Raw genomic sequence first — 17,693 nt, 5'->3', positions numbered from 1 at the left:
ATATAAAAGTGTTAAGCACGTGTCAAAATAGTTCAGTTTTCTTCTGTTTTGTTCGAAAACAAAAAAGCCGAAAGCCTATAATAACGGGCTTTTCGACTTTGTTCAAAAGTTATATAACGTCCTGGGAGAGATACTATAAACCTTATAACGACGGGTTTCATGGGGTTTTGGGTCCCTAATGGGTCCCTAAAAATCACATTGCGCTTATTATTTGCGTTGCTTTTTCATCTTCTTCTTTGTAAGTTTCTTCAAGTAAATGTGAATAAACTTCTGTGGTTACTGATATATTTTTGTGTCCTAGTCTTTTCGAAATGTAATATATAGAAATGCCTTTGGCTAATAAATATGAACAGTGAGTGTGACGTAAAGCATGTGAAGTGATTTCTTTGATACCTAGATTTTTACAATATACTTTTAAACGTTTATTAACTGCATTGTTTGTTAATTCTCCAAATACAGTACCGTCGATAGTTCTAGGTAATTGATCAATAGACTTAATGATATGGTTCATATCTTTTTGACTAATAGACACGTAACGTGGTGACGAATCTGTTTTATGCTCATCAATATAAATTTCGCTTTTAACTTGATTGATATAATCTCGTTTTAGATTTAAAGCACCACTTATGCGACAACCAGTACATATCATGATGAATAATACAAGTGATGACGCATTGTCTTTAGTCATCAAATGCTGTTTTAATAATTCATAGTCTTTTAGATTGATATATTTACTATCTTCACTTTTATTAGGGTTACTAGCTCTATAATTCACTTTAAAAGTAGGGTTCTTAGATATAAGTCCCTCGTATACTGCATCGTCTAAAGATGTTCTAATATAGCCGTTTAGCTTTCTAATAGATTCTTTAGAATGATTTTTTGAAAATTCATTAATAAAATCTTGATAGTGGTACCTAGATAAATCTTTCAGCTTTTTCTTGCCAATAGGGTGGTTATTGATATGTTCAATTGCAGAGGTATAGGACTTATATGTTTTAGGTGTCACTGTTGATTTTTTAAACGTTTCGCACCATGTTTTGAAATAGTCATATAACGTTAAATTAGGTTCGTATTCAATACCTTGCTTTAATTCATTTAACTTATCTAACCCTGCAGAATTAGCCTCTCTCTTTGTTCTAAAACCTTTCTTTCGATATCTCTTACCCTCGTATTTAAACTCATATTGCCATTTTTTACCGTCATAACATCGTGTTTGCATGCTATCCCTCCTCAAAAAAGGTAAAAAAATAATAAGGGTACTCCCACGTACCCTTTATTTAAATAAATATATTAATAATTAAACTAATAGCACCAATCATTAAACTTAAACCACCAATAGCAGTACTAATAGCTATACCTACAAACCACTTAGTTTGTTTAGCTTCTAAACCACTAATTTTAGCATCAATTTTATCGGCCATTCTATCCGGTAAAGCATCTAATTTATCATCAATACGTTTCTCAAACTGTTCGAATACTTCTTTAGTAATATATTTATTATCCATCTGTACACCTCCGAGACTGTTGGTATTTGCTTTCATTGTACCATGCACAGAGGTGTCTTTGTTATGGTTAAGATGTACAGGAAATTTACCGTCTGGAAATCTTAACTTAAGAAAATCTTCGTGAAGTGTTGGCTTCAAAGTATCATTATTTTCTGTTTTAGTCATCATTAAACTCCTTGCTATGGTAAATAGGAATTTTAGTGGCGAATACTTCGTTTAAATGTTTGTTAGACATCCAATTTAGCATAATATTTTTGTCAATATCATTTTCTTTGATTTCTTCTGGTAGTGCTATTACCTTTAATTCTTGATAAATATTAGTGAAATCATATGCTTTACTATTAGGTTCAAACTTATAAAGTGTGAATTGGATAGTTTCATGCTTCTTTTGCATAATTTTTTCATCAAGATAAAGTGACCAAAAGTTTCTTAACTCAAAACCAATGTCTCCAGTTTTATCATAAAGCAAAATTACTAGATAGATTTCATTGTTATTAGAATAAGGGTTGTTAATTCTATCCAACCCGCTCAGTGTAAATTTAACACCCAATTCTGCATGTTCGTAAAGTAGCGAGAAATCCAATAATGGATCATGCTCAGGTTTACCAGTTTGACCAATATAAAATTGCAAATTACTTAATGTAGGTCTTATTTCTAAATTACTATTCCTAACACCCATTCTAAATTCCTCTTTTATCTAATATTTTTATATTCAAACACTCGTAACGGTTCAAACTGAATAACGTATTTACCATACCGAGTGGAATAACCATATTTCTGTTTATAATGTTCAATACTTTGTAGGACAAAACTTTCTGTAACTTCAAAAAAATTAGCAAGTTCATATAAGTTATGAATACCTTGCAAAAATGCTTTTACAATATCTTTGAGAGGAACTAACTTTTCATAGGCTAACCTACGTGCATAACCTTCAAATTTTTTATGATTAAAATTACTTTGATCAACTATATTTCCGTATGTAAGTTCGTTATGAGCAAGTTCCTCTGCAAGTGTTTCAAGTTTGGAAGTAATAGGCAAGTTACGATTAATTAAAATCATATCTCCAAGCCACAAGCCAGATAACCTTTTAGGTAAGTTATCACATTCAATGACTTCAATATAGTCGTGTTCAATTAACATATCCTCATATTTCCCCACATAAAACACCCTTTATTTTCTTTTACTTCTTATGTATTCAGCGTAATCTAGAATTTCTTGCCATTCTCCGTCAGTTAAATCACCATCAAGATGTGCTGCTAAATGATTGGGTTTTTCTTCAACCACTAATTCCTCACGGCCACTTAATTCGTCTAAAGACACTCCAAAGAAATCAGATAAGGCACTAGCGTGTTCCATAGAAGGACTTGTTGTTCCCTTTTCCCATCTATCAATTGATGCTTTAGAGAACTTAACGTTGTACTTTGAATTTAATCTGTCACTTAATTCTTTTAGAGAGTAATTATTAGCTTTTCTAAGGTTAGAAAGGTTATCCGAAAATTTTGTCATTGTTTTTTCTCCTTGATTTGTAATTTACAAACTTATTATATAAGTTTGTTCTCAAAAATGCAACGCATTTTACAAATTTATTTCTCAAAAATGAAATTTATTTGTTGACACTGAAATTATAAGCGTGTATAGTTCTTAGTGTAATCTCATAAATGAGACGAAAGAGGTGAGAAAAAAATGAATACTAAGCGCTATCAAAAACTCAGAAACTTTATTGATGAAAGTAAATATACGCACAAGGAAGTAGCGTATATGATTGGAATGACGCCTACAAGATTTAGCCAGAAGATCAATAAAAATAAAAGTAATTTCACGATTGATGAAGCTAGTGCTATTTGTGACGTTTTAGATATTAGTATGGATGATTATTTTTTTAATCAAAACGTCTCAAAAATGAAACGAGAAGTGCAAACAACTTAATAAGGAGGTGTAAGACATGACGCAAACTTTAAACGTAACCGTCCCAATACCAGATACACACGTACTGGTCTCTAAAGATGAATACGATGAGTTATTAAGTTACTCACTAGATCCAGTTTGGGACTTAAAAGAATTGAAACGCAAATTGAAAATGTCATCTGACGACACTATCAAAGATAGATTGTTGTTCAATCCGAAGTTTGAAAAATTACTTAAAAAGCAAGGCATCGCACATTATCCAGATGAAAGTTTGAACCGTTGGAGGTTTAACGCTAGAAAGATGAGTAAATTCATCGACGAACATTTCGAAGAAATACATGGAAAGGGGTGAAGAAATGACGAATGACGATAAAACGTTTGTACTAACAGGCTTTATGTTTATTGCAGTGTTCTTTCTATTATTAATCGCATTAAATGTGTTTATCACTAATGCAGCTGCATATGCGCTATTAACATCAATGCTAACATATTTGTTTTTTGACACTTGTTACTACGTAAAAAAAGACTAACACGTTTGGCAGAACGCATTAGTCAAATTAAAGGGTTTCAAATTCATATATACCCTAATATTACATTTTTTAGGAGGTATGCGCAATGGGCGTATTAGAAGAATTACTAAAAGAAATAAAACTACTAAATAAAAACTTAAGTGCAATTCGAGTAGAAATGTCAACTGTAGATACAAGTACAGTGCAAAACGTAGTTAAAGAAGCACCATCAGAAAAACCACAAAAGGAAGAAACACCTAAAGAAGAACCTGAACAAGAAAATGACGCATCATTCTCAAAAGATTACGTTCTAAATCTCGGAAAAGAATTCCTGAAATCAGGCGACCAATCAGATAAAGCTGCATTTAAAGAAAAGCTATCAGAATTAGGCGCTAACAAGCTATCAACTGTTGCCGAAAAAGATTTCCCTGAGATAGTTGATTTCATGAAAGCGAGATTAAGCGCATGAAGTTAGACCACACAAATCGTGCTCATGCCAAATTGAGTGCAAGCGGTGCTAAACAATGGCTTAACTGCCCACCTAGTATTAAAGCAAGTGAAGGTATAGGTGATAAGACTTCAGTCTTTGCAGAAGAAGGAACCTTTGCACATGAATTAAGTGAGTTGTATTTCAAACATCAATATGAAGATTTAACAGACTTTGAGTTTAATAAAGCTTTCAACAACTATCAACACAATCAATATTATTCAGAAGAATTACGAGAATATGTTGAAGAATATGTTGATCAAGTTGAAGAAAAATACAACGAAGCTTTAGCAAGAGATAGTGATGTCATTACCATGTTCGAAACAAGATTGGATTTAGGTCGATACGTTCCTGAATCGTTCGGCACAGGTGACGTCATCATCTATTCAGGCGGTGTGCTAGAAATCATTGACTTGAAATATGGTAAAGGTGTTGAAGTATCAGCAATCGATAACCCACAACTTAGACTTTACGGCTTAGGTGCTTATGAACTTTTAAGCATGCTATATGACATCCACACAGTAAAAATGACGATTATTCAACCTAGACTCGACAACTTTTCAACTGAAGAACTTCAAATCAATACACTCGTTGATTGGGGCTTAGAGTATGTAAGGCCTAGAGCAGAACTTGCTTTTAATGGTGAGGGTGAATTTAAAGCAGGTGAGCATTGCAGGTTCTGTAAGATTAAACATTCATGTAGAGAACGTGCTCGATACATGCAAGATGTACCAAATAAACCGGCTCACTTATTAAGTGATGATGAAATAGCCGAGCTGCTTTATAAGCTACCTGATATTAAGAAATGGGCAGATGAAGTTGAAAGCTATGCGCTTGAGCAGATGTCTGAGCACGATAAATCATATGACGGTTGGAAACTCGTTGAAGGCCGTTCACAACGTAAGATGACAGATGAAAAAGCAATTAAAGATTTATTAATTAAAGAGGGCTATAAGCCTGAAAACGTTACAGAAACAAAGTTACTTAGCCTAACGAAATTAGAAAAATTAGTCGGTAAAAAATCATTTAACACTTTAGCCAGTGACTACATTGTTAAGCCACAAGGTAAGCTCACACTTGCCAAAGCGTCTGATAGACGACCAGCAATTAAGCAAAGTGCCGAAGATGATTTTGACCAAATATAAAACAAAAGGAGAATCTTAATTATGAAAGCAAAACAAAATGGAACAAAAGTGATTACAGGTAAAGTGAGAGCATCATACGCACATATCTTTGAACCTCATAGTATGCAAGAAGGGCAAGACGCTAAATACTCAGTAAGTTTAATCATTCCAAAGTCAGAAACAAGCACAATCAATGCAATTGAAAAAGCAGTTGATGAAGCAATTGAAAATGGTAAAGCGTCTAAGTTTGGCGGTAAGGTACCCGGAAACTTAAAAACCCCTTTAAGAGATGGAGACATTGAACGTGAAGATGATCCTAACTATCAAGATGCATACTTTTTAAACGCATCAAGCAAAAGCGCACCTGGTATTGTTGACCAAAATAAAATCCGACTTACAGACGCTAGTACGGTTGTAAGTGGAGATTACATTAGAGCATCACTAAACTTATATCCTTTTAATACCAATGGTAATAAAGGAATTGCAGTAGGGCTTAATAACATTCAATTGGTTGAAAAAGGAGAACCTTTAGGCGGTGCAAGTGCTGCAGAAGATGACTTCGACGAATTAGACACAGATGAAGACGATTTAATTTAGCACACTAGCGGGGTTTTCCCCGCTTTAATTTTAAAACTTAAGAGGTGAACGCACATGGAGTACATGAACATTGATATCGAGTCCTATAGTAGTAACGACATCTCAAAGTGTGGTGCCTATAAATATACAGAAGCGGAAGACTTTGAAATTTTAATCATTGCTTACTCAATTGATGGTGGACCTGTTAGTGCTATTGATATGAAGAAAGTTGATAACGAACCCTATCATGCAGACTTTGAAACATTCAAAATTGCTTTGTTTGACTCTAACGTAAAAAAATATGCCTTTAACGCAAATTTCGAAAGAACGTGTTTAGCAAAACATTTTAATGAACCTATGCCACCTGAAGAATGGATATGCACTATGGTTAACGCAACACGCATTGGTTTACCTGCATCACTTGATAAGGTTGGATCCGTTCTCCATTTACAGGAACAAAAAGATAAAACAGGCAAGAATTTAATTCGATATTTCTCAATTCCATGTAAACCAACAAAAGTGAATGGCGGTCGTACTCGTAACTTACCTGAACATGATCCTGAAAAGTGGCAACAATTTATTGATTACTGTATTCGAGATGTTGAAGTAGAAATGAATATTGCTAAAAAGATAAGTGATTTTGAAGTAACTGAGACAGAACAAAAATACTGGTCTTTAGATCAACGTATTAATGATAGAGGCATTAAGTTATCAAAGACTTTAATGGAAGGTGCTAATGAGCTAGATAAGTTAAGTAAAGATGAATTACTTAAACAAGCAACGCAGATAACTGGATTAGACAATCCAAACAGTCCAAGTCAATTACTTGAATGGCTCAATAATGAACAAGGCTTAGACATTCCAAACTTACAAAAGAAAACCGTTCAAGAGTATCTAAAGAAAGCCACAGGCAAAGCAAAACAAATGCTAGAGATTAGGCTACAAATGGCTAAAACAAGCGTTAAAAAATACAACAAAATGCATGACATGATGTGTCGTGATGAAAGAGTACGTGGCTTATTCCAGTTCTATGGTGCAGGCACTGGCAGATGGGCAGGCCGGGGCGTACAACTGCAAAACTTAACCAAGCACTACATCTCTGATACAGAACTTGATATAGCTAGAGAACTTATCAAAGAACAAAAGTTTGATGACTTAGAACTGCTATTAGATGTACACCCACAAGACTTATTAAGTCAGTTAGTTAGAACAACGTTTACCGCAGAAAACGGTCATGAGTTAGCAGTTAGTGACTTCTCAGCCATCGAGGCTCGAGTTATTGCTTGGTATGCCAAAGAACAATGGCGCTTAGATGTGTTTAACACACACGGCAAGATTTATGAAGCGTCTGCATCTCAAATGTTTGGCGTCCCTGTTGAATCAATTAAAAAAAGCGACCCGCTCAGACAAAAAGGTAAAGTGTCAGAACTTGCATTAGGTTATCAAGGTGGGCCTGGTGCTTTAAAAGCTATGGGCGCACTGGATATGGGCATTGATGAGAGTGAGTTACAAGGCTTGGTTGATAGTTGGCGTAAAGCTAACCCTAACATTGTTAACTTTTGGAAAGCGTGCCAAGATGCTGCAATTAAAACGGTAGAAACCCGCCAACGCCATAAGACGCACGGCTTAACGTTCTATATGAATAAAGGCTTTTTAATGATAGAGCTACCAAGTGGCAGAGCATTAGCTTATCCGAAAGCGCGACTAGGTGAGAACGATTGGGGCGCACCAGTTGTTAACTTCATGGGATTAGACCTAAATCGCAAATGGACAAAGTTATCAACATACGGTGGGAAACTTGTGGAGAACATTGTACAAGCAACGGCAAGAGATTTATTAGCTATCTCAATGTATCGAATAGAACATGCAGGCTTTCAAATCGTAGGTCATGTACATGATGAGATTATCGTTGAAGTACCAGTAGGATCTAATGGACTTGAAAAAATAGAAAAATTAATGAGCAAACCAGTGGAATGGGCTAAAGGTTTAAACCTTAATAGTGATGGATTTACAAGCCCGTTCTATATGAAAGATTAGGAGTGATTGATATGGCAACAACAGCAGTTGAATTAATTACTGATTTAGTTGAAGCGATGGAAGATTATGGCAATTTCGATATTAAAACTGAAGACGGGCAAGATGTCGAGTTAAAACATATTTTTAAATACCAACCTGGAGCTACTGCCGTTATAGAAGTTAAAAAAGAAATGCCGAAAGTGAATTTAAACGGTAAACGTTACAGATTATGTGATGTATACAAATATTTTGATGTATCAGATAGCACAGTTAGGAAACGTTATGCAGAAGGCCTACGTGGACCAGAGTTAATACATGGCAAAGGAGTATATCAATATGGTGCAGACGTACGAAAGAAATGAAAAGCAACTAACAGCTAAGCAGTTGTATGAGATACAGCAGGCTGAAATTAGACATGAAAGAGCATTGAAACGTAAACGTAGAGAAGAACGTATTGCTAGGGCTAAACGTGCAGAGCGTGAAGTTGCTAAGCACAGAGTAAACACTAAATACTTTAAAAATCTAGTACAGAATAATCTTATGGTTAAAGTCAAAACGGATCAATACGGCAACGCGCAGAGGGGGTAGCGGAATGGAAAATGTAAGGATAATTGATTTGAAAGTAGATAATATTGTTCAGTTCCAAGCACCATTTAAAGGTATTACTGCTATGCAAACGGCCATAGTCAATCGTGTGTATGCAAAAGAAATACTGTTAAAAACGGTATGGAAAGCAGAAGTGGAAAATCAAGGTGGCTATAAATTCACACTTACCGACAATGACGACTTTATGAGAGTGAATGTGCCATTCACACGTAAGGTGGATATGCAGGAAGAACAAGATGTAGTAAATAAACCGAAACATTATACTTACGGAGATATCGAAGTCATTGATTATATTGAGCAAGTAACGAAAGACTACAAACCAGAATTAGCATTTGCGATTGGTAATGCAATCAAATATATCAGTCGTGCTAATCATAAGAACGGTAAAGAAGATTTAGATAAAGCGCGTTGGTATTTAAATCGTGCATTTGAAAAGTGGGAGGGCTAACAATGATCTATTTAGGTGGCGACATGCTAAGTATTGGGCAACAGATGCGTCGTGAGTGGGAAAAACAAGAGTTACAACGATTAGGTTTTAAAGTGTACGCACCACATGACGATAAGGACATCAATGATAAAGCAAATGCTAAGCAAGATAAGTTAGCAGAACGTATTGTGTTTAATGACACATTAGGTATGGAAACAAGCGATGTAATGATATTTGACTACTTACCACATGCACAAGGGACAATTTGCGAAATGGGGTACGCACAGCACCTTAAAAGAGCAAGCGAGAAAGATATTAAGATTTACGTCCAATGTACTGACATCAGACAAGGTACAGGACATATTTCAGAAGAACAGGACCGAGCAGAGTTCAGTATTAATCAATATGTGTATGGCGTAATTATGGATATCACTGATGGTAGAGGTATTCAAACGTTTGATGAGATATGTAAGGATTTGGTGAATGCATGATTATTAATAACATATTAAAAATAAACGATAGCTACAAAGCACCGCAACGCATTATGGATATTCTGTATGGAGATATAGAAGAACGTAACAAGATATTTATGAAGTTTCTCGAAGCGTTTAATAAAGATGTCAACTACGACTGGTTCCATGAATACTTTCAAGATGAACATGCTAATCGTAAGAAACATAAACAAGATTTCACACCACAATCTATTAGTAAGCTACTTGTGGAAATGGTAGCAGACAGTAAAGGAGACTACTACGAGCCAGCAGCAGGAACAGGTGGCATTGTGATTGAGAAATGGAATAAGGATAGGATGAAATACTCACCGTTTGATTATGAGCCTAGAATGTACTTCTACACAGCAGAGGAGTTAAGTGACCGAACTATTCCATTCTTATTATTCAACATGCTTATTCGTGGCATGAACGGGCTTGTCGTTCAATGTGATGTATTAACTAGAGAAGCATATGGCGCATGGTTTATACAGAATGATAGAAACGATCATTTAGGTTTCAGTAGTTTAAATCGATTACCTTATACAGAAGATATTGAGAAAGAGTTGAATGTGAAATTTGTAGAACATAAATATCCAGATATTAAACAGACGGAAGGTGTCCCAGCGTGGCTAGTGGAATGATATTATCCAACACAATCAACCAACGCTATCGCTATACTACATAAGGCAAGACACCTACACAGATACAACATGAATTACGCAAGCTAGGTGTCAACGGCTTTGTGGTTAAGGTAGCAGGAAAAGTTAGTGAGTGTGACATAAAAAGGAACAGGGAGTGTTTGAGATGATACCTAAATTTAGAGCCTATGTTAAAAATGGAGACCGCTATTTAAAAATTGACAATGATAGATGGGTTTTTATTTTTAATGATTATAATAATGAAGTTAAAGTTCACGACCATATGGTTGTATTGATAACTAATAAAGAAAATATTGTATTGTCAACTGGACTTAAAGATAAAAATGGTGTGGAGATTTATGAGGGAGATATTGTCAAAGTATTAATAAAAGATGAGGAACCTAAAATCATGAAAGATAAAACATATATTGGTGTTGTAGTTTATAACCTAGGAATGTTCGATATAAAAATACCTAAAGACACATATCTAGGAATCATACCTCAAATGTATATGACGGATGTTAATTGTATGTTTGAAATATTAGGTAATAAATACCAGCACCCAGAGTTATTGGAGGACGAGTAAATGGCAGAAGTAACTAAAGAACAAGTGTTGGAATTCATTAGAAACAATAATTTAGATTCGGATGAAAGCTATCCACGTAGTGACTGGTGGAAATTCAGAGATGAACGTGACAGTTTACGAAAGCAACGTGATGAACTCATCAATGATATGGCAGAAGTTAAAAGGAAGGCAGAGGCGTTTGATGAGATGGTTAAGATTTACAATCAAAAGAACGATTTACCAAGTGATGAAATTTTCATGAAAATGGGATATTGCATAAATAATTTGGAGCGTGGTAGTGATGAGTAATATTTATATCATTTTATATACACATCGAAATTACATTGATGGAGATAGTTCTTGGGTAGCAGAATTCTATTTTACTGACAAAAACAAAGCTATTAAACATTTAGAAGTTGAAGGCTATGTACATGAACAAGATGATATGTACATTAGATTTTGCACTAACGCTGAAATTATATTACTTGATAAACAGGAGGAACAATAAATGACTAACCAATTAGACACTTTAATAGCGTTAAGCAAAGAATACACAAGACTGCTTGAAAAACGTAGAGATTTGGAACCAAACTGGCATGCCTACAACCCGAAAATACCAAACGAAAGAATAAGACGTACTGGATTAATGTTAAGACAAACTATGTTAGATGTTGAAAAAGGGAGAATGAAAAATGACTAATCAATTAGAAATCAAGTTATTATCAGAAAACGCAACAATGCCAACACGTGACCGATTAGATGCTGGTTTCGACATCTTTGCAGCAGAAACAATGATACTCGAGCCACAAGAAAAAGCAGTGATCAAAACAGATATAGCCGTAAACATTCCAGAAGGTTATGTCGGTTTATTAACATCAAGAAGTGGTGTAAGTAGTAAAACGCATTTAGTGATTGAAACTGGCAAGATAGACGCAGGGTTTCAGGGTAATATGGGGATTAATATTAAGAATGATGATTTACCGAGAATACCTAATTTACGTCAGGCTAAGTATAAAGACTTAGAGAATAACTATATTGAAACAAACGGAAAAGAGACATATAGACTTGGTACTTACAAAATCAACAAAGGCGACAAACTCGCACAACTCGTTATCGTACCTATTTGGACGCCAGAGTTAAAAGAAGTAGAGGAGTTTAGTTATGTGTCAGAGAGAGGGACAGACGGGTTTGGAAGTACAGGATACTAAGAAGGATATAGTAGCAGAGATTAAAAGAATACTTGGCAAGGAGTGAACGGAATGCTTAAACGCATACTAAAAATATGGTTCATCATCGGAATGTATGAACTTAGTAAATACCTAACTAACGAACTTATTATCTATTTACAATCCGAAGACGATATTGATACTGCACCTAAAGACTTTGCTAGTGAGAGTGATCAATACGATATTAACAGAATTAAAGCTGAGGTGAGCGAGTAGTGTTCGAAAGAATAAAAGAACCTACAGTGTTTGCTAAACAAAAAGAAAAATGGGTCGTAGTTTTAGATGAACCTGAAAACAGAAAGTTATTTGAAGAAAAGTATTCGAACAATAATGGTGATTGGGAAATTTACTATAAACCTTATGACGATTTTTATAAAAGCTTAGAAATAGAAATGGAGAAAGCTGAACAAGAAGTACAAGCAGCAAGGGAAAAAGAAATTAAAAATCCAAATATAAATGAAGATATTAAACGTATAAACAGTAAAGAAAGTTTGGTTGATTATTTACTAAAAGAATACTATCACAGTTCCGAAGTAATCATAGATGAGTATTCAACTGACGCTGAAGTATCAGAAGCAAAACTTAAAGCTAATTATAATGAATTATTAAAACTTAAAGATAAATATATTTAAATGGGGTGAGAAGATAATGAGAATAGATTCTAATTGTATATCTGGTTTAGGAATTACCATTGATGGTGTAACGTATGATAATCCTAACGACTTAATAAATTATTTAACTCGAATTAATAATAGACATACCAACTTAACCTCTGAACAGTGGCGTACTATCTTAGTGTTCGCAATTGAAAATTTAGCTATAGGATTTAACGAGGAAAGGAATGACATTGCTAAAGCATTTGAAGATGCATTCAACTCAAGTGAAAAGGAGGATAACTAATGTGGCCAATATTAACAATTCTATTAGCGCTACTATACCTAATATCAATCATGGTACAACACGAACAAAAGAAAGAAATCGAAACGCTAGAAACTATTAACGACATGCTTAGAAATGCACTACGTGAAAAGCTATAAGAAAGGAGCTTATTATGCAGGACAAAGTCACACAAATCAAACAACTCAAATATGACCGTGATGTGTCTTATGCTTATGCAGCAAGTCGTTTATCAAAGCATTGGAACAATCACAACATGGCTTGGTCCGACTTCATGCAAAAGCTTGCTCAAACGGTTAGAACAAAAGAAGACTTAGCCGACTACAACAAAATGTCTAAATCTGAACAAGCAGATGTTAAAGACGTTGGTGGCTTTGTTGGTGGTTACCTAAAAGAAGGCAAACGTAAAGCCGGTCAAGTGATGAACCGCTCAATGTTAACGCTTGACTTGGACTTTGCAGCACAAGATATGACCGACATACTTTCTATGTTCTATGATTTTGCTTATTGTGTCTATTCAACACATAAGCACAGAGAAATTAGCCCAAGATTACGCTTAGTCATTCCACTTAAACGTAACGTCAACGCAGATGAGTATGAAGCGGTTGGTCGTAAAGTCGCAGATATGGTTGGAATGGAATACTTTGATGATACAACCTATCAACCACACCGTTTAATGTATTGGCCATCAACAAGTAATGATGCTGAGTTCTTTTTCACTTATGAAGATTTACCACTATTAGATCCTGATGAGATTTTAAATGATTATGTTGATTGGACTGACACATTAGAATGGCCAACATCTAATCGAGAGCAAAGCAAGACCAAACATTTAGCAGACAAGCAAGGTAACCCAGAAGAGAAACCAGGTATCGTTGGTGCATTTTGTAGAGCCTATACTATTGAAGAAGCGATTGAAACCTTTATACCTGAACTTTACGACCAACATAGCACAGACCGATACACGTATCATGAAGGGTCAACTGCAGGCGGTTTAGTTTTATATGAGGACGGCAAATTCGCTTATTCTCATCACAACACAGACCCAATCAGTGGTCAACTTGTTAACAGTTTCGACTTAATACGTATTCACTTGTACGGTGCTCAAGATGAAGACATGAAAGCCGATACGCCAATCAACCGCTTACCTAGTTATAAAGCTATGCAGACGAAAGCACAAAATGATGAACAGGTTAAAAAGCAGCTTATCACGGACAAAATGTCTAATGCTATGGATGACTTTGACGTTATTGAAACTGCTAATGATGAATGGGATGAAACATTAGAAATCACATCAAAAGGTAACTTCAAAGCAAGTATTCCTAATATCGAGATTATCTTACGTAATGATCCTAACTTAAAAGGTAAAATCGCATTTAATGAATTTACGAAACAGATTGAATGCTTAGGCAAAACACCGTGGAACAAAGAAAGTCGACATAGACAATGGCAAGACGGAGATGATAGTGCATTACGTAGTTACATTGAAAAAGTGTATGAAATACATCATTCAGGTAAGACAAAAGATGCAATCATCAGTGTTGCAATACAAAACGCTTATCATCCAGTTAGAAATTACCTTAATGGACTAACATGGGACGGTGAGCCTAGACTTGAACGTCTATTTATTAAGTATTTAGGCGTTGAAGACACAGAAGTGAATCGCACGACAACACGTAAAGCTTTAACTGCAGGTGTCGCAAGAGTCATGGAACCTGGATGTAAATTCGACTATATGCTTACGCTTTACGGACCACAAGGTGTTGGTAAATCGGCAATACTTAAAAAGCTTGGCGGTGCTTGGTTCTCAGACAGTTTAGTTTCTGTGACAGGCAAGGAAGCTTATGAAGCACTGCAAGGCGTGTGGGTAATGGAAATAGCCGAACTTGCAGCAACTCGTAAAGCAGAAGTTGAAGCAATTAAACACTTCATCTCAAAACAAATAGACCGATTCCGTGTAGCATATGGCCATTATATAGAAGACTTTCCACGTCAATGTATTTTCATTGGTACAACGAATAAAGTTGATTTCTTAAGAGATGAAACTGGTGGTCGACGTTTTTGGCCTATGACTGTTAATCCTGAAAAAGTAGAAGTGAAATGGTCGAAACTCACTAAAGATGAAATCGACCAAATCTGGGCAGAAGCTAAACATTATTATGATAAAGGCGAAGAACTATATCTTGATCCTGAACTTGAAGAAGAGATGCGTTCAATTCAAAGTAAGCATACCGAAGAATCACCTTATGTAGGTATTATAGAAGAGTTTCTTAATACACCTATTCCTAAAAACTGGAATAGCATGAGTATTAGTGAGCGTAGAGACTTTTATAAGTTTGGTGATGAGTCGATTAGTGAGCAGAGCAGCGAATTAGTTCAAAGAGACAAAGTGTGTGCTTTAGAAATATTTGTTGAATGCTTTGGAAAAGATAAAGGTGATAGCCGACAAATGTTAGAAGTTAAGAAGATTTCAAACACCTTAAGACAGTTAGGTAATTGGCAAGTATATGAAGGTAATAAAACAGGAAAGATTAGATTTGGTAAAGAGTATGGTATACAAACAGCATATGTTAGGGATGAAGATGTTGATGATTTAATATAAGAATATGTGTATAAATATAAGGTTTAATGGTGTTGCATCTAAGTATTTAAGGTGTTGCATTTATAAAACTGCTGCAACACCTTACGAGTAAAACTCCACCTAAAGTGTTGCAGCAACGAACCTAGATGCAACAAGATGCAACACTTAGATGCAACACCTCAAACTATTGAGGCAGTAAGGACGAGCCTTAATTGTTGCAACTGTTGCATTAAATCTACTAAATAGATTAATAATTAATGTTAGGGAGTAAGTAGCAGTATAGTATCTCCCTAACAGCTTATAAGTATAGAAAACACTTTTTAAATGCAACAAATGCAACACCTATATAAATTATGTATTCATTATGCAGGTGAGAAAATGAGAGAATCGAAAATCGAAAGTTATTTAGTCAGAGAAGTTAAAAAGTTAAATGGCTTATGTCTTAAGTGGGTGTCGCCTGGAACAAGAGGTGTGCCTGATAGGATAGTCATTATGCCTAAAGGCAAAACGTATTACGTTGAAATGAAACAACCGAATGGACGAGTTGATCCCTTGCAGCAATACATGCATAAGCAATTAACTAATAGAGATCATCAAGTTTTTACGTTATGGACTAAAGAACAAGTGAATGAATTTATAAAAAGGATAGGTGGTTAAATTGGCAATTACCTTCCAACCTCATAGCTATCAAAAGCACGCAATTGACAAAGTAATCGAAAATGAAAAGTATGGACTTTTTCTTGATATGGGTTTAGGCAAGACGGTATCAACCTTAACAGCGTTTAGTGAATTACAATTGTTAGATACTGAAAAGATGTTAGTCATTGCACCTTTGAATGTTGCTAAAGATACTTGGGCAGATGAGATTAGCAAGTGGGACCATTTAAAGCATTTGCGTGTATCTAAAATACTGGGAACACCTAAGCAAAGATTAGCAGCACTTAATAAAGATGCAGACATCTATATAACTAATAAAGAAAATACGAAATGGTTATGTGATCAATATAAAAAGGAATGGCCATTTGATATGGTTGTGATTGATGAGCTATCAACATTTAAGAATCCATCTAGTCAAAGATTTAAAGCAATAAAGAAGAAACTACCGTTAGTTAAAAGGTTTGTTGGATTAACAGGAACACCAAGTCCAAATAGCTTACTTGATTTATGGGCACAAGTTTATTTGATCGATAGAGGCGAAAGACTAGAAACGGCATTCAGTCGATATCGAGAAAAGTATTTTAAAGCGACACATCAAGTAAGCGATCATGTTTACAACTGGGAACTCAGAGAAGGATCAGAAGATTTAATTTATAAACAGATAGAAGATATCGCCTTAAGTATGAAAGCGAGTGATTACTTAGATATGCCTGAACGGATTGATACGAAACAAGTTGTTACTTTATCTAATAAAGAACGTAAGCTATATGACGAGCTTGAGAAGTACTACATCTTAGAAGATGAAACAGATGGAACTATCGTAGCACAAAGTGGAGCTTCACTTAGTCAGAAATTACTTCAATTATCTAATGGTGCAGTATACACAGATGATGAAGACGTGAGACATATCCATGATAGAAAGCTAGATAAGTTAGAAGAGATTATTGAAGAAGCACAAGGCCAACCTATATTAGTCTTCTATAACTTTAAGCATGATAAGGATAGAATACTAGAACGGTTTAAAGAAGCCATCACTTTAGATACTGAAGGCTATAAGGATAAATGGAATAGTGGGAAAGTGAAGATATTACTTGCACATCCTGCAAGTGCAGGGCATGGATTGAACTTACAACAAGGTGGTCATATCATTGTATGGTTTGGTTTAACTTGGTCGTTAGAATTATACCAACAAGCAAATGCTAGACTTTATAGACAAGGCCAAAAACATACAACAATCATACATCATATTATGACAGAGAATACAATAGACCAGAGAGTCTATGAAGCCTTACAGAATAAAGAGCTAACACAAGAAGAATTAATGAAAGCTATTAAAGCAAGAATAGAACAATATAAGTAATGGAGGTAATCATTTGTACACACGTGATGAAGTGAGAAACATGATAGACAATTATAAGTGGATGCATAATATTATAGAAGCGCAAGTGTATGACGCAGACAGTACATCAACAGCACAGTATGG

At 35.1% G+C, this 17,693-nt stretch carries 29 protein-coding genes; 24 read left to right on the top strand and 5 right to left on the bottom strand.

Annotation, left to right across the window (positions count from 1 at the left end; all coding sequences use genetic code 11):
- Positions 1–193 precede the first annotated feature (193 nt).
- Genes KA909_RS02285 through KA909_RS02265 form a run of 5 tightly spaced genes read right to left on the bottom strand, consistent with a single transcriptional unit; the run spans position 194 to position 3,011 of the window.
- Complete coding sequence (locus KA909_RS02285) at positions 194–1,219, bottom strand: tyrosine-type recombinase/integrase (protein WP_210129931.1); 1,026 nt, start codon at positions 1,217–1,219, stop codon at positions 194–196.
- 58 nt (positions 1,220–1,277) lie between these two features.
- The gene (locus KA909_RS13445; RefSeq protein ID WP_245339330.1) at positions 1,278–1,670 is read right to left on the bottom strand and encodes a hypothetical protein; all 393 of its coding nucleotides are present in this window, start codon (positions 1,668–1,670) and stop codon (positions 1,278–1,280) included.
- Positions 1,663–2,184, bottom strand: a complete 522-nt coding sequence (locus tag KA909_RS02275) for a hypothetical protein (RefSeq protein ID WP_136714887.1) — start codon at positions 2,182–2,184, stop codon at positions 1,663–1,665. The genes KA909_RS13445 and KA909_RS02275 overlap by 8 nt, the downstream gene beginning before the upstream one ends.
- 14 nt (positions 2,185–2,198) lie before the next feature.
- Positions 2,199–2,663 (bottom strand): ImmA/IrrE family metallo-endopeptidase, encoded by a 465-nt coding sequence (locus tag KA909_RS02270; protein WP_210129930.1) that lies wholly within the window; start codon positions 2,661–2,663, stop codon positions 2,199–2,201.
- Between the two features lie 12 nt (positions 2,664–2,675).
- Positions 2,676–3,011, bottom strand: coding sequence for a helix-turn-helix domain-containing protein (locus KA909_RS02265; protein ID WP_048668006.1), 336 nt, complete (start codon positions 3,009–3,011; stop codon positions 2,676–2,678).
- A gap of 177 nt (positions 3,012–3,188) precedes the next feature.
- Here KA909_RS02265 and KA909_RS02260 point away from each other — a divergent pair, with 177 nt between their 5' ends.
- From KA909_RS02260 to KA909_RS02145, 24 genes are all read left to right on the top strand, one after another.
- Positions 3,189–3,431: a helix-turn-helix domain-containing protein gene (locus KA909_RS02260; RefSeq protein ID WP_210129929.1), complete on the top strand. Its 243-nt coding sequence runs from the start codon at positions 3,189–3,191 to the stop codon at positions 3,429–3,431.
- A 16-nt stretch (positions 3,432–3,447) separates the two neighbouring features.
- A complete protein-coding gene (locus KA909_RS02255; RefSeq protein ID WP_053021418.1) occupies positions 3,448–3,762 on the top strand; it encodes a DUF771 domain-containing protein in 315 nt (104 codons plus the stop codon).
- A 4-nt stretch (positions 3,763–3,766) separates the two neighbouring features.
- Positions 3,767–3,940, top strand: coding sequence for a hypothetical protein (locus KA909_RS02250; protein WP_154393570.1), 174 nt, complete (start codon positions 3,767–3,769; stop codon positions 3,938–3,940).
- An 85-nt stretch (positions 3,941–4,025) separates the two neighbouring features.
- Entirely contained in the window at positions 4,026–4,388 is a 363-nt protein-coding gene (locus KA909_RS02245) for a hypothetical protein (RefSeq protein ID WP_210129928.1), read from the top strand.
- Complete coding sequence (locus KA909_RS02240; RefSeq protein WP_048668010.1) at positions 4,385–5,551, top strand: DUF2800 domain-containing protein; 1,167 nt, start codon at positions 4,385–4,387, stop codon at positions 5,549–5,551. The genes KA909_RS02245 and KA909_RS02240 overlap by 4 nt, the downstream gene beginning before the upstream one ends.
- A gap of 21 nt (positions 5,552–5,572) precedes the next feature.
- Positions 5,573–6,127 (top strand): DUF2815 family protein, encoded by a 555-nt coding sequence (locus KA909_RS02235; RefSeq protein WP_048668011.1) that lies wholly within the window; start codon positions 5,573–5,575, stop codon positions 6,125–6,127.
- Positions 6,128–6,190: 63 nt separating this feature from the next.
- Positions 6,191–8,143, top strand: coding sequence for a DNA polymerase (locus tag KA909_RS02230; RefSeq protein WP_210129940.1), 1,953 nt, complete (start codon positions 6,191–6,193; stop codon positions 8,141–8,143).
- A gap of 11 nt (positions 8,144–8,154) precedes the next feature.
- Positions 8,155–8,484, top strand: a complete 330-nt coding sequence (locus tag KA909_RS02225) for a hypothetical protein (RefSeq protein WP_210129927.1) — start codon at positions 8,155–8,157, stop codon at positions 8,482–8,484.
- Entirely contained in the window at positions 8,459–8,710 is a 252-nt protein-coding gene (locus tag KA909_RS02220; RefSeq protein WP_210129926.1) for a hypothetical protein, read from the top strand. The genes KA909_RS02225 and KA909_RS02220 overlap by 26 nt, the downstream gene beginning before the upstream one ends.
- An 82-nt stretch (positions 8,711–8,792) precedes the next feature.
- Positions 8,793–9,176 carry a DUF3310 domain-containing protein gene (locus tag KA909_RS02215; RefSeq protein ID WP_245339332.1) on the top strand — a complete coding sequence of 128 codons (384 nt, stop codon included), beginning with the start codon at positions 8,793–8,795 and terminating at the stop codon, positions 9,174–9,176.
- 2 nt (positions 9,177–9,178) lie between these two features.
- Positions 9,179–9,646 (top strand): nucleoside 2-deoxyribosyltransferase, encoded by a 468-nt coding sequence (locus tag KA909_RS02210; protein WP_245339329.1) that lies wholly within the window; start codon positions 9,179–9,181, stop codon positions 9,644–9,646.
- Entirely contained in the window at positions 9,643–10,287 is a 645-nt protein-coding gene (locus KA909_RS02205) for an N-6 DNA methylase (protein WP_210129924.1), read from the top strand. The genes KA909_RS02210 and KA909_RS02205 overlap by 4 nt, the downstream gene beginning before the upstream one ends.
- Before the next feature lie 163 nt (positions 10,288–10,450).
- Positions 10,451–10,870: a YopX family protein gene (locus KA909_RS02200; protein ID WP_210129923.1), complete on the top strand. Its 420-nt coding sequence runs from the start codon at positions 10,451–10,453 to the stop codon at positions 10,868–10,870.
- A complete protein-coding gene (locus KA909_RS02195; RefSeq protein WP_210129922.1) occupies positions 10,871–11,158 on the top strand; it encodes a hypothetical protein in 288 nt (95 codons plus the stop codon). It abuts the gene before it with no gap.
- Entirely contained in the window at positions 11,151–11,357 is a 207-nt protein-coding gene (locus KA909_RS02190) for a hypothetical protein (RefSeq protein WP_210129921.1), read from the top strand. Before KA909_RS02195 ends, KA909_RS02190 begins: the two co-directional genes overlap by 8 nt.
- A complete protein-coding gene (locus tag KA909_RS02185) occupies positions 11,358–11,549 on the top strand; it encodes a hypothetical protein (RefSeq protein ID WP_210129920.1) in 192 nt (63 codons plus the stop codon).
- On the top strand, positions 11,542–12,057 hold the full coding sequence (locus KA909_RS02180; protein ID WP_210129919.1) for a dUTP diphosphatase: 516 nt from the start codon (positions 11,542–11,544) through the stop codon (positions 12,055–12,057). The genes KA909_RS02185 and KA909_RS02180 overlap by 8 nt, the downstream gene beginning before the upstream one ends.
- A 51-nt stretch (positions 12,058–12,108) precedes the next feature.
- Positions 12,109–12,291, top strand: coding sequence for a transcriptional activator RinB (rinB, locus tag KA909_RS02175; protein ID WP_210129918.1), 183 nt, complete (start codon positions 12,109–12,111; stop codon positions 12,289–12,291).
- A complete protein-coding gene (locus KA909_RS02170; protein ID WP_210129917.1) occupies positions 12,291–12,707 on the top strand; it encodes a hypothetical protein in 417 nt (138 codons plus the stop codon). Before rinB ends, KA909_RS02170 begins: the two co-directional genes overlap by 1 nt.
- A gap of 16 nt (positions 12,708–12,723) precedes the next feature.
- Positions 12,724–12,975: a hypothetical protein gene (locus tag KA909_RS02165; protein ID WP_210129916.1), complete on the top strand. Its 252-nt coding sequence runs from the start codon at positions 12,724–12,726 to the stop codon at positions 12,973–12,975.
- Positions 12,975–13,112 carry a DUF1514 family protein gene (locus tag KA909_RS02160; protein ID WP_011276060.1) on the top strand — a complete coding sequence of 46 codons (138 nt, stop codon included), beginning with the start codon at positions 12,975–12,977 and terminating at the stop codon, positions 13,110–13,112. The genes KA909_RS02165 and KA909_RS02160 overlap by 1 nt, the downstream gene beginning before the upstream one ends.
- Before the next feature lie 14 nt (positions 13,113–13,126).
- Entirely contained in the window at positions 13,127–15,574 is a 2,448-nt protein-coding gene (locus tag KA909_RS02155; RefSeq protein WP_210129915.1) for a virulence-associated E family protein, read from the top strand.
- Between the two features lie 357 nt (positions 15,575–15,931).
- Positions 15,932–16,210 carry a VRR-NUC domain-containing protein gene (locus tag KA909_RS02150; RefSeq protein ID WP_210129914.1) on the top strand — a complete coding sequence of 93 codons (279 nt, stop codon included), beginning with the start codon at positions 15,932–15,934 and terminating at the stop codon, positions 16,208–16,210.
- Positions 16,203–17,570 (top strand): SNF2-related protein, encoded by a 1,368-nt coding sequence (locus KA909_RS02145; RefSeq protein WP_210129913.1) that lies wholly within the window; start codon positions 16,203–16,205, stop codon positions 17,568–17,570. The genes KA909_RS02150 and KA909_RS02145 overlap by 8 nt, the downstream gene beginning before the upstream one ends.
- The last annotated feature ends 123 nt before the right edge of the window (positions 17,571–17,693 follow it).

It is taken from the genome of Staphylococcus sp. GDX8P54P (assembly GCF_017893165.1).
Taxonomy (GTDB): Bacteria; Bacillota; Bacilli; order Staphylococcales; family Staphylococcaceae; genus Staphylococcus; species Staphylococcus borealis.
Note: the sequence above shows the minus strand (reverse complement) of the source record. Positions and strands in the feature narration are given on the sequence as shown.

Coding starts and splice junctions, on each gene's coding strand:
- KA909_RS02285 (WP_210129931.1), bottom strand. CDS start 1,219: ATGCAAACACGATGTTATGACGGTAAAAAATGGCAATATGAGTTTAAA.
- KA909_RS13445 (WP_245339330.1), bottom strand. CDS start 1,670: ATGACTAAAACAGAAAATAATGATACTTTGAAGCCAACACTTCACGAA.
- KA909_RS02275 (WP_136714887.1), bottom strand. CDS start 2,184: ATGGGTGTTAGGAATAGTAATTTAGAAATAAGACCTACATTAAGTAAT.
- KA909_RS02265 (WP_048668006.1), bottom strand. CDS start 3,011: ATGACAAAATTTTCGGATAACCTTTCTAACCTTAGAAAAGCTAATAAT.
- KA909_RS02260 (WP_210129929.1), top strand. CDS start 3,189: ATGAATACTAAGCGCTATCAAAAACTCAGAAACTTTATTGATGAAAGT.
- KA909_RS02255 (WP_053021418.1), top strand. CDS start 3,448: ATGACGCAAACTTTAAACGTAACCGTCCCAATACCAGATACACACGTA.
- KA909_RS02250 (WP_154393570.1), top strand. CDS start 3,767: ATGACGAATGACGATAAAACGTTTGTACTAACAGGCTTTATGTTTATT.
- KA909_RS02245 (WP_210129928.1), top strand. CDS start 4,026: ATGGGCGTATTAGAAGAATTACTAAAAGAAATAAAACTACTAAATAAA.
- KA909_RS02240 (WP_048668010.1), top strand. CDS start 4,385: ATGAAGTTAGACCACACAAATCGTGCTCATGCCAAATTGAGTGCAAGC.
- KA909_RS02235 (WP_048668011.1), top strand. CDS start 5,573: ATGAAAGCAAAACAAAATGGAACAAAAGTGATTACAGGTAAAGTGAGA.
- KA909_RS02230 (WP_210129940.1), top strand. CDS start 6,191: ATGAACATTGATATCGAGTCCTATAGTAGTAACGACATCTCAAAGTGT.
- KA909_RS02225 (WP_210129927.1), top strand. CDS start 8,155: ATGGCAACAACAGCAGTTGAATTAATTACTGATTTAGTTGAAGCGATG.
- KA909_RS02220 (WP_210129926.1), top strand. CDS start 8,459: ATGGTGCAGACGTACGAAAGAAATGAAAAGCAACTAACAGCTAAGCAG.
- KA909_RS02215 (WP_245339332.1), top strand. CDS start 8,793: ATGCAAACGGCCATAGTCAATCGTGTGTATGCAAAAGAAATACTGTTA.
- KA909_RS02210 (WP_245339329.1), top strand. CDS start 9,179: ATGATCTATTTAGGTGGCGACATGCTAAGTATTGGGCAACAGATGCGT.
- KA909_RS02205 (WP_210129924.1), top strand. CDS start 9,643: ATGATTATTAATAACATATTAAAAATAAACGATAGCTACAAAGCACCG.
- KA909_RS02200 (WP_210129923.1), top strand. CDS start 10,451: ATGATACCTAAATTTAGAGCCTATGTTAAAAATGGAGACCGCTATTTA.
- KA909_RS02195 (WP_210129922.1), top strand. CDS start 10,871: ATGGCAGAAGTAACTAAAGAACAAGTGTTGGAATTCATTAGAAACAAT.
- KA909_RS02190 (WP_210129921.1), top strand. CDS start 11,151: ATGAGTAATATTTATATCATTTTATATACACATCGAAATTACATTGAT.
- KA909_RS02185 (WP_210129920.1), top strand. CDS start 11,358: ATGACTAACCAATTAGACACTTTAATAGCGTTAAGCAAAGAATACACA.
- KA909_RS02180 (WP_210129919.1), top strand. CDS start 11,542: ATGACTAATCAATTAGAAATCAAGTTATTATCAGAAAACGCAACAATG.
- rinB (WP_210129918.1), top strand. CDS start 12,109: ATGCTTAAACGCATACTAAAAATATGGTTCATCATCGGAATGTATGAA.
- KA909_RS02165 (WP_210129916.1), top strand. CDS start 12,724: ATGAGAATAGATTCTAATTGTATATCTGGTTTAGGAATTACCATTGAT.
- KA909_RS02160 (WP_011276060.1), top strand. CDS start 12,975: ATGTGGCCAATATTAACAATTCTATTAGCGCTACTATACCTAATATCA.
- KA909_RS02155 (WP_210129915.1), top strand. CDS start 13,127: ATGCAGGACAAAGTCACACAAATCAAACAACTCAAATATGACCGTGAT.
- KA909_RS02150 (WP_210129914.1), top strand. CDS start 15,932: ATGAGAGAATCGAAAATCGAAAGTTATTTAGTCAGAGAAGTTAAAAAG.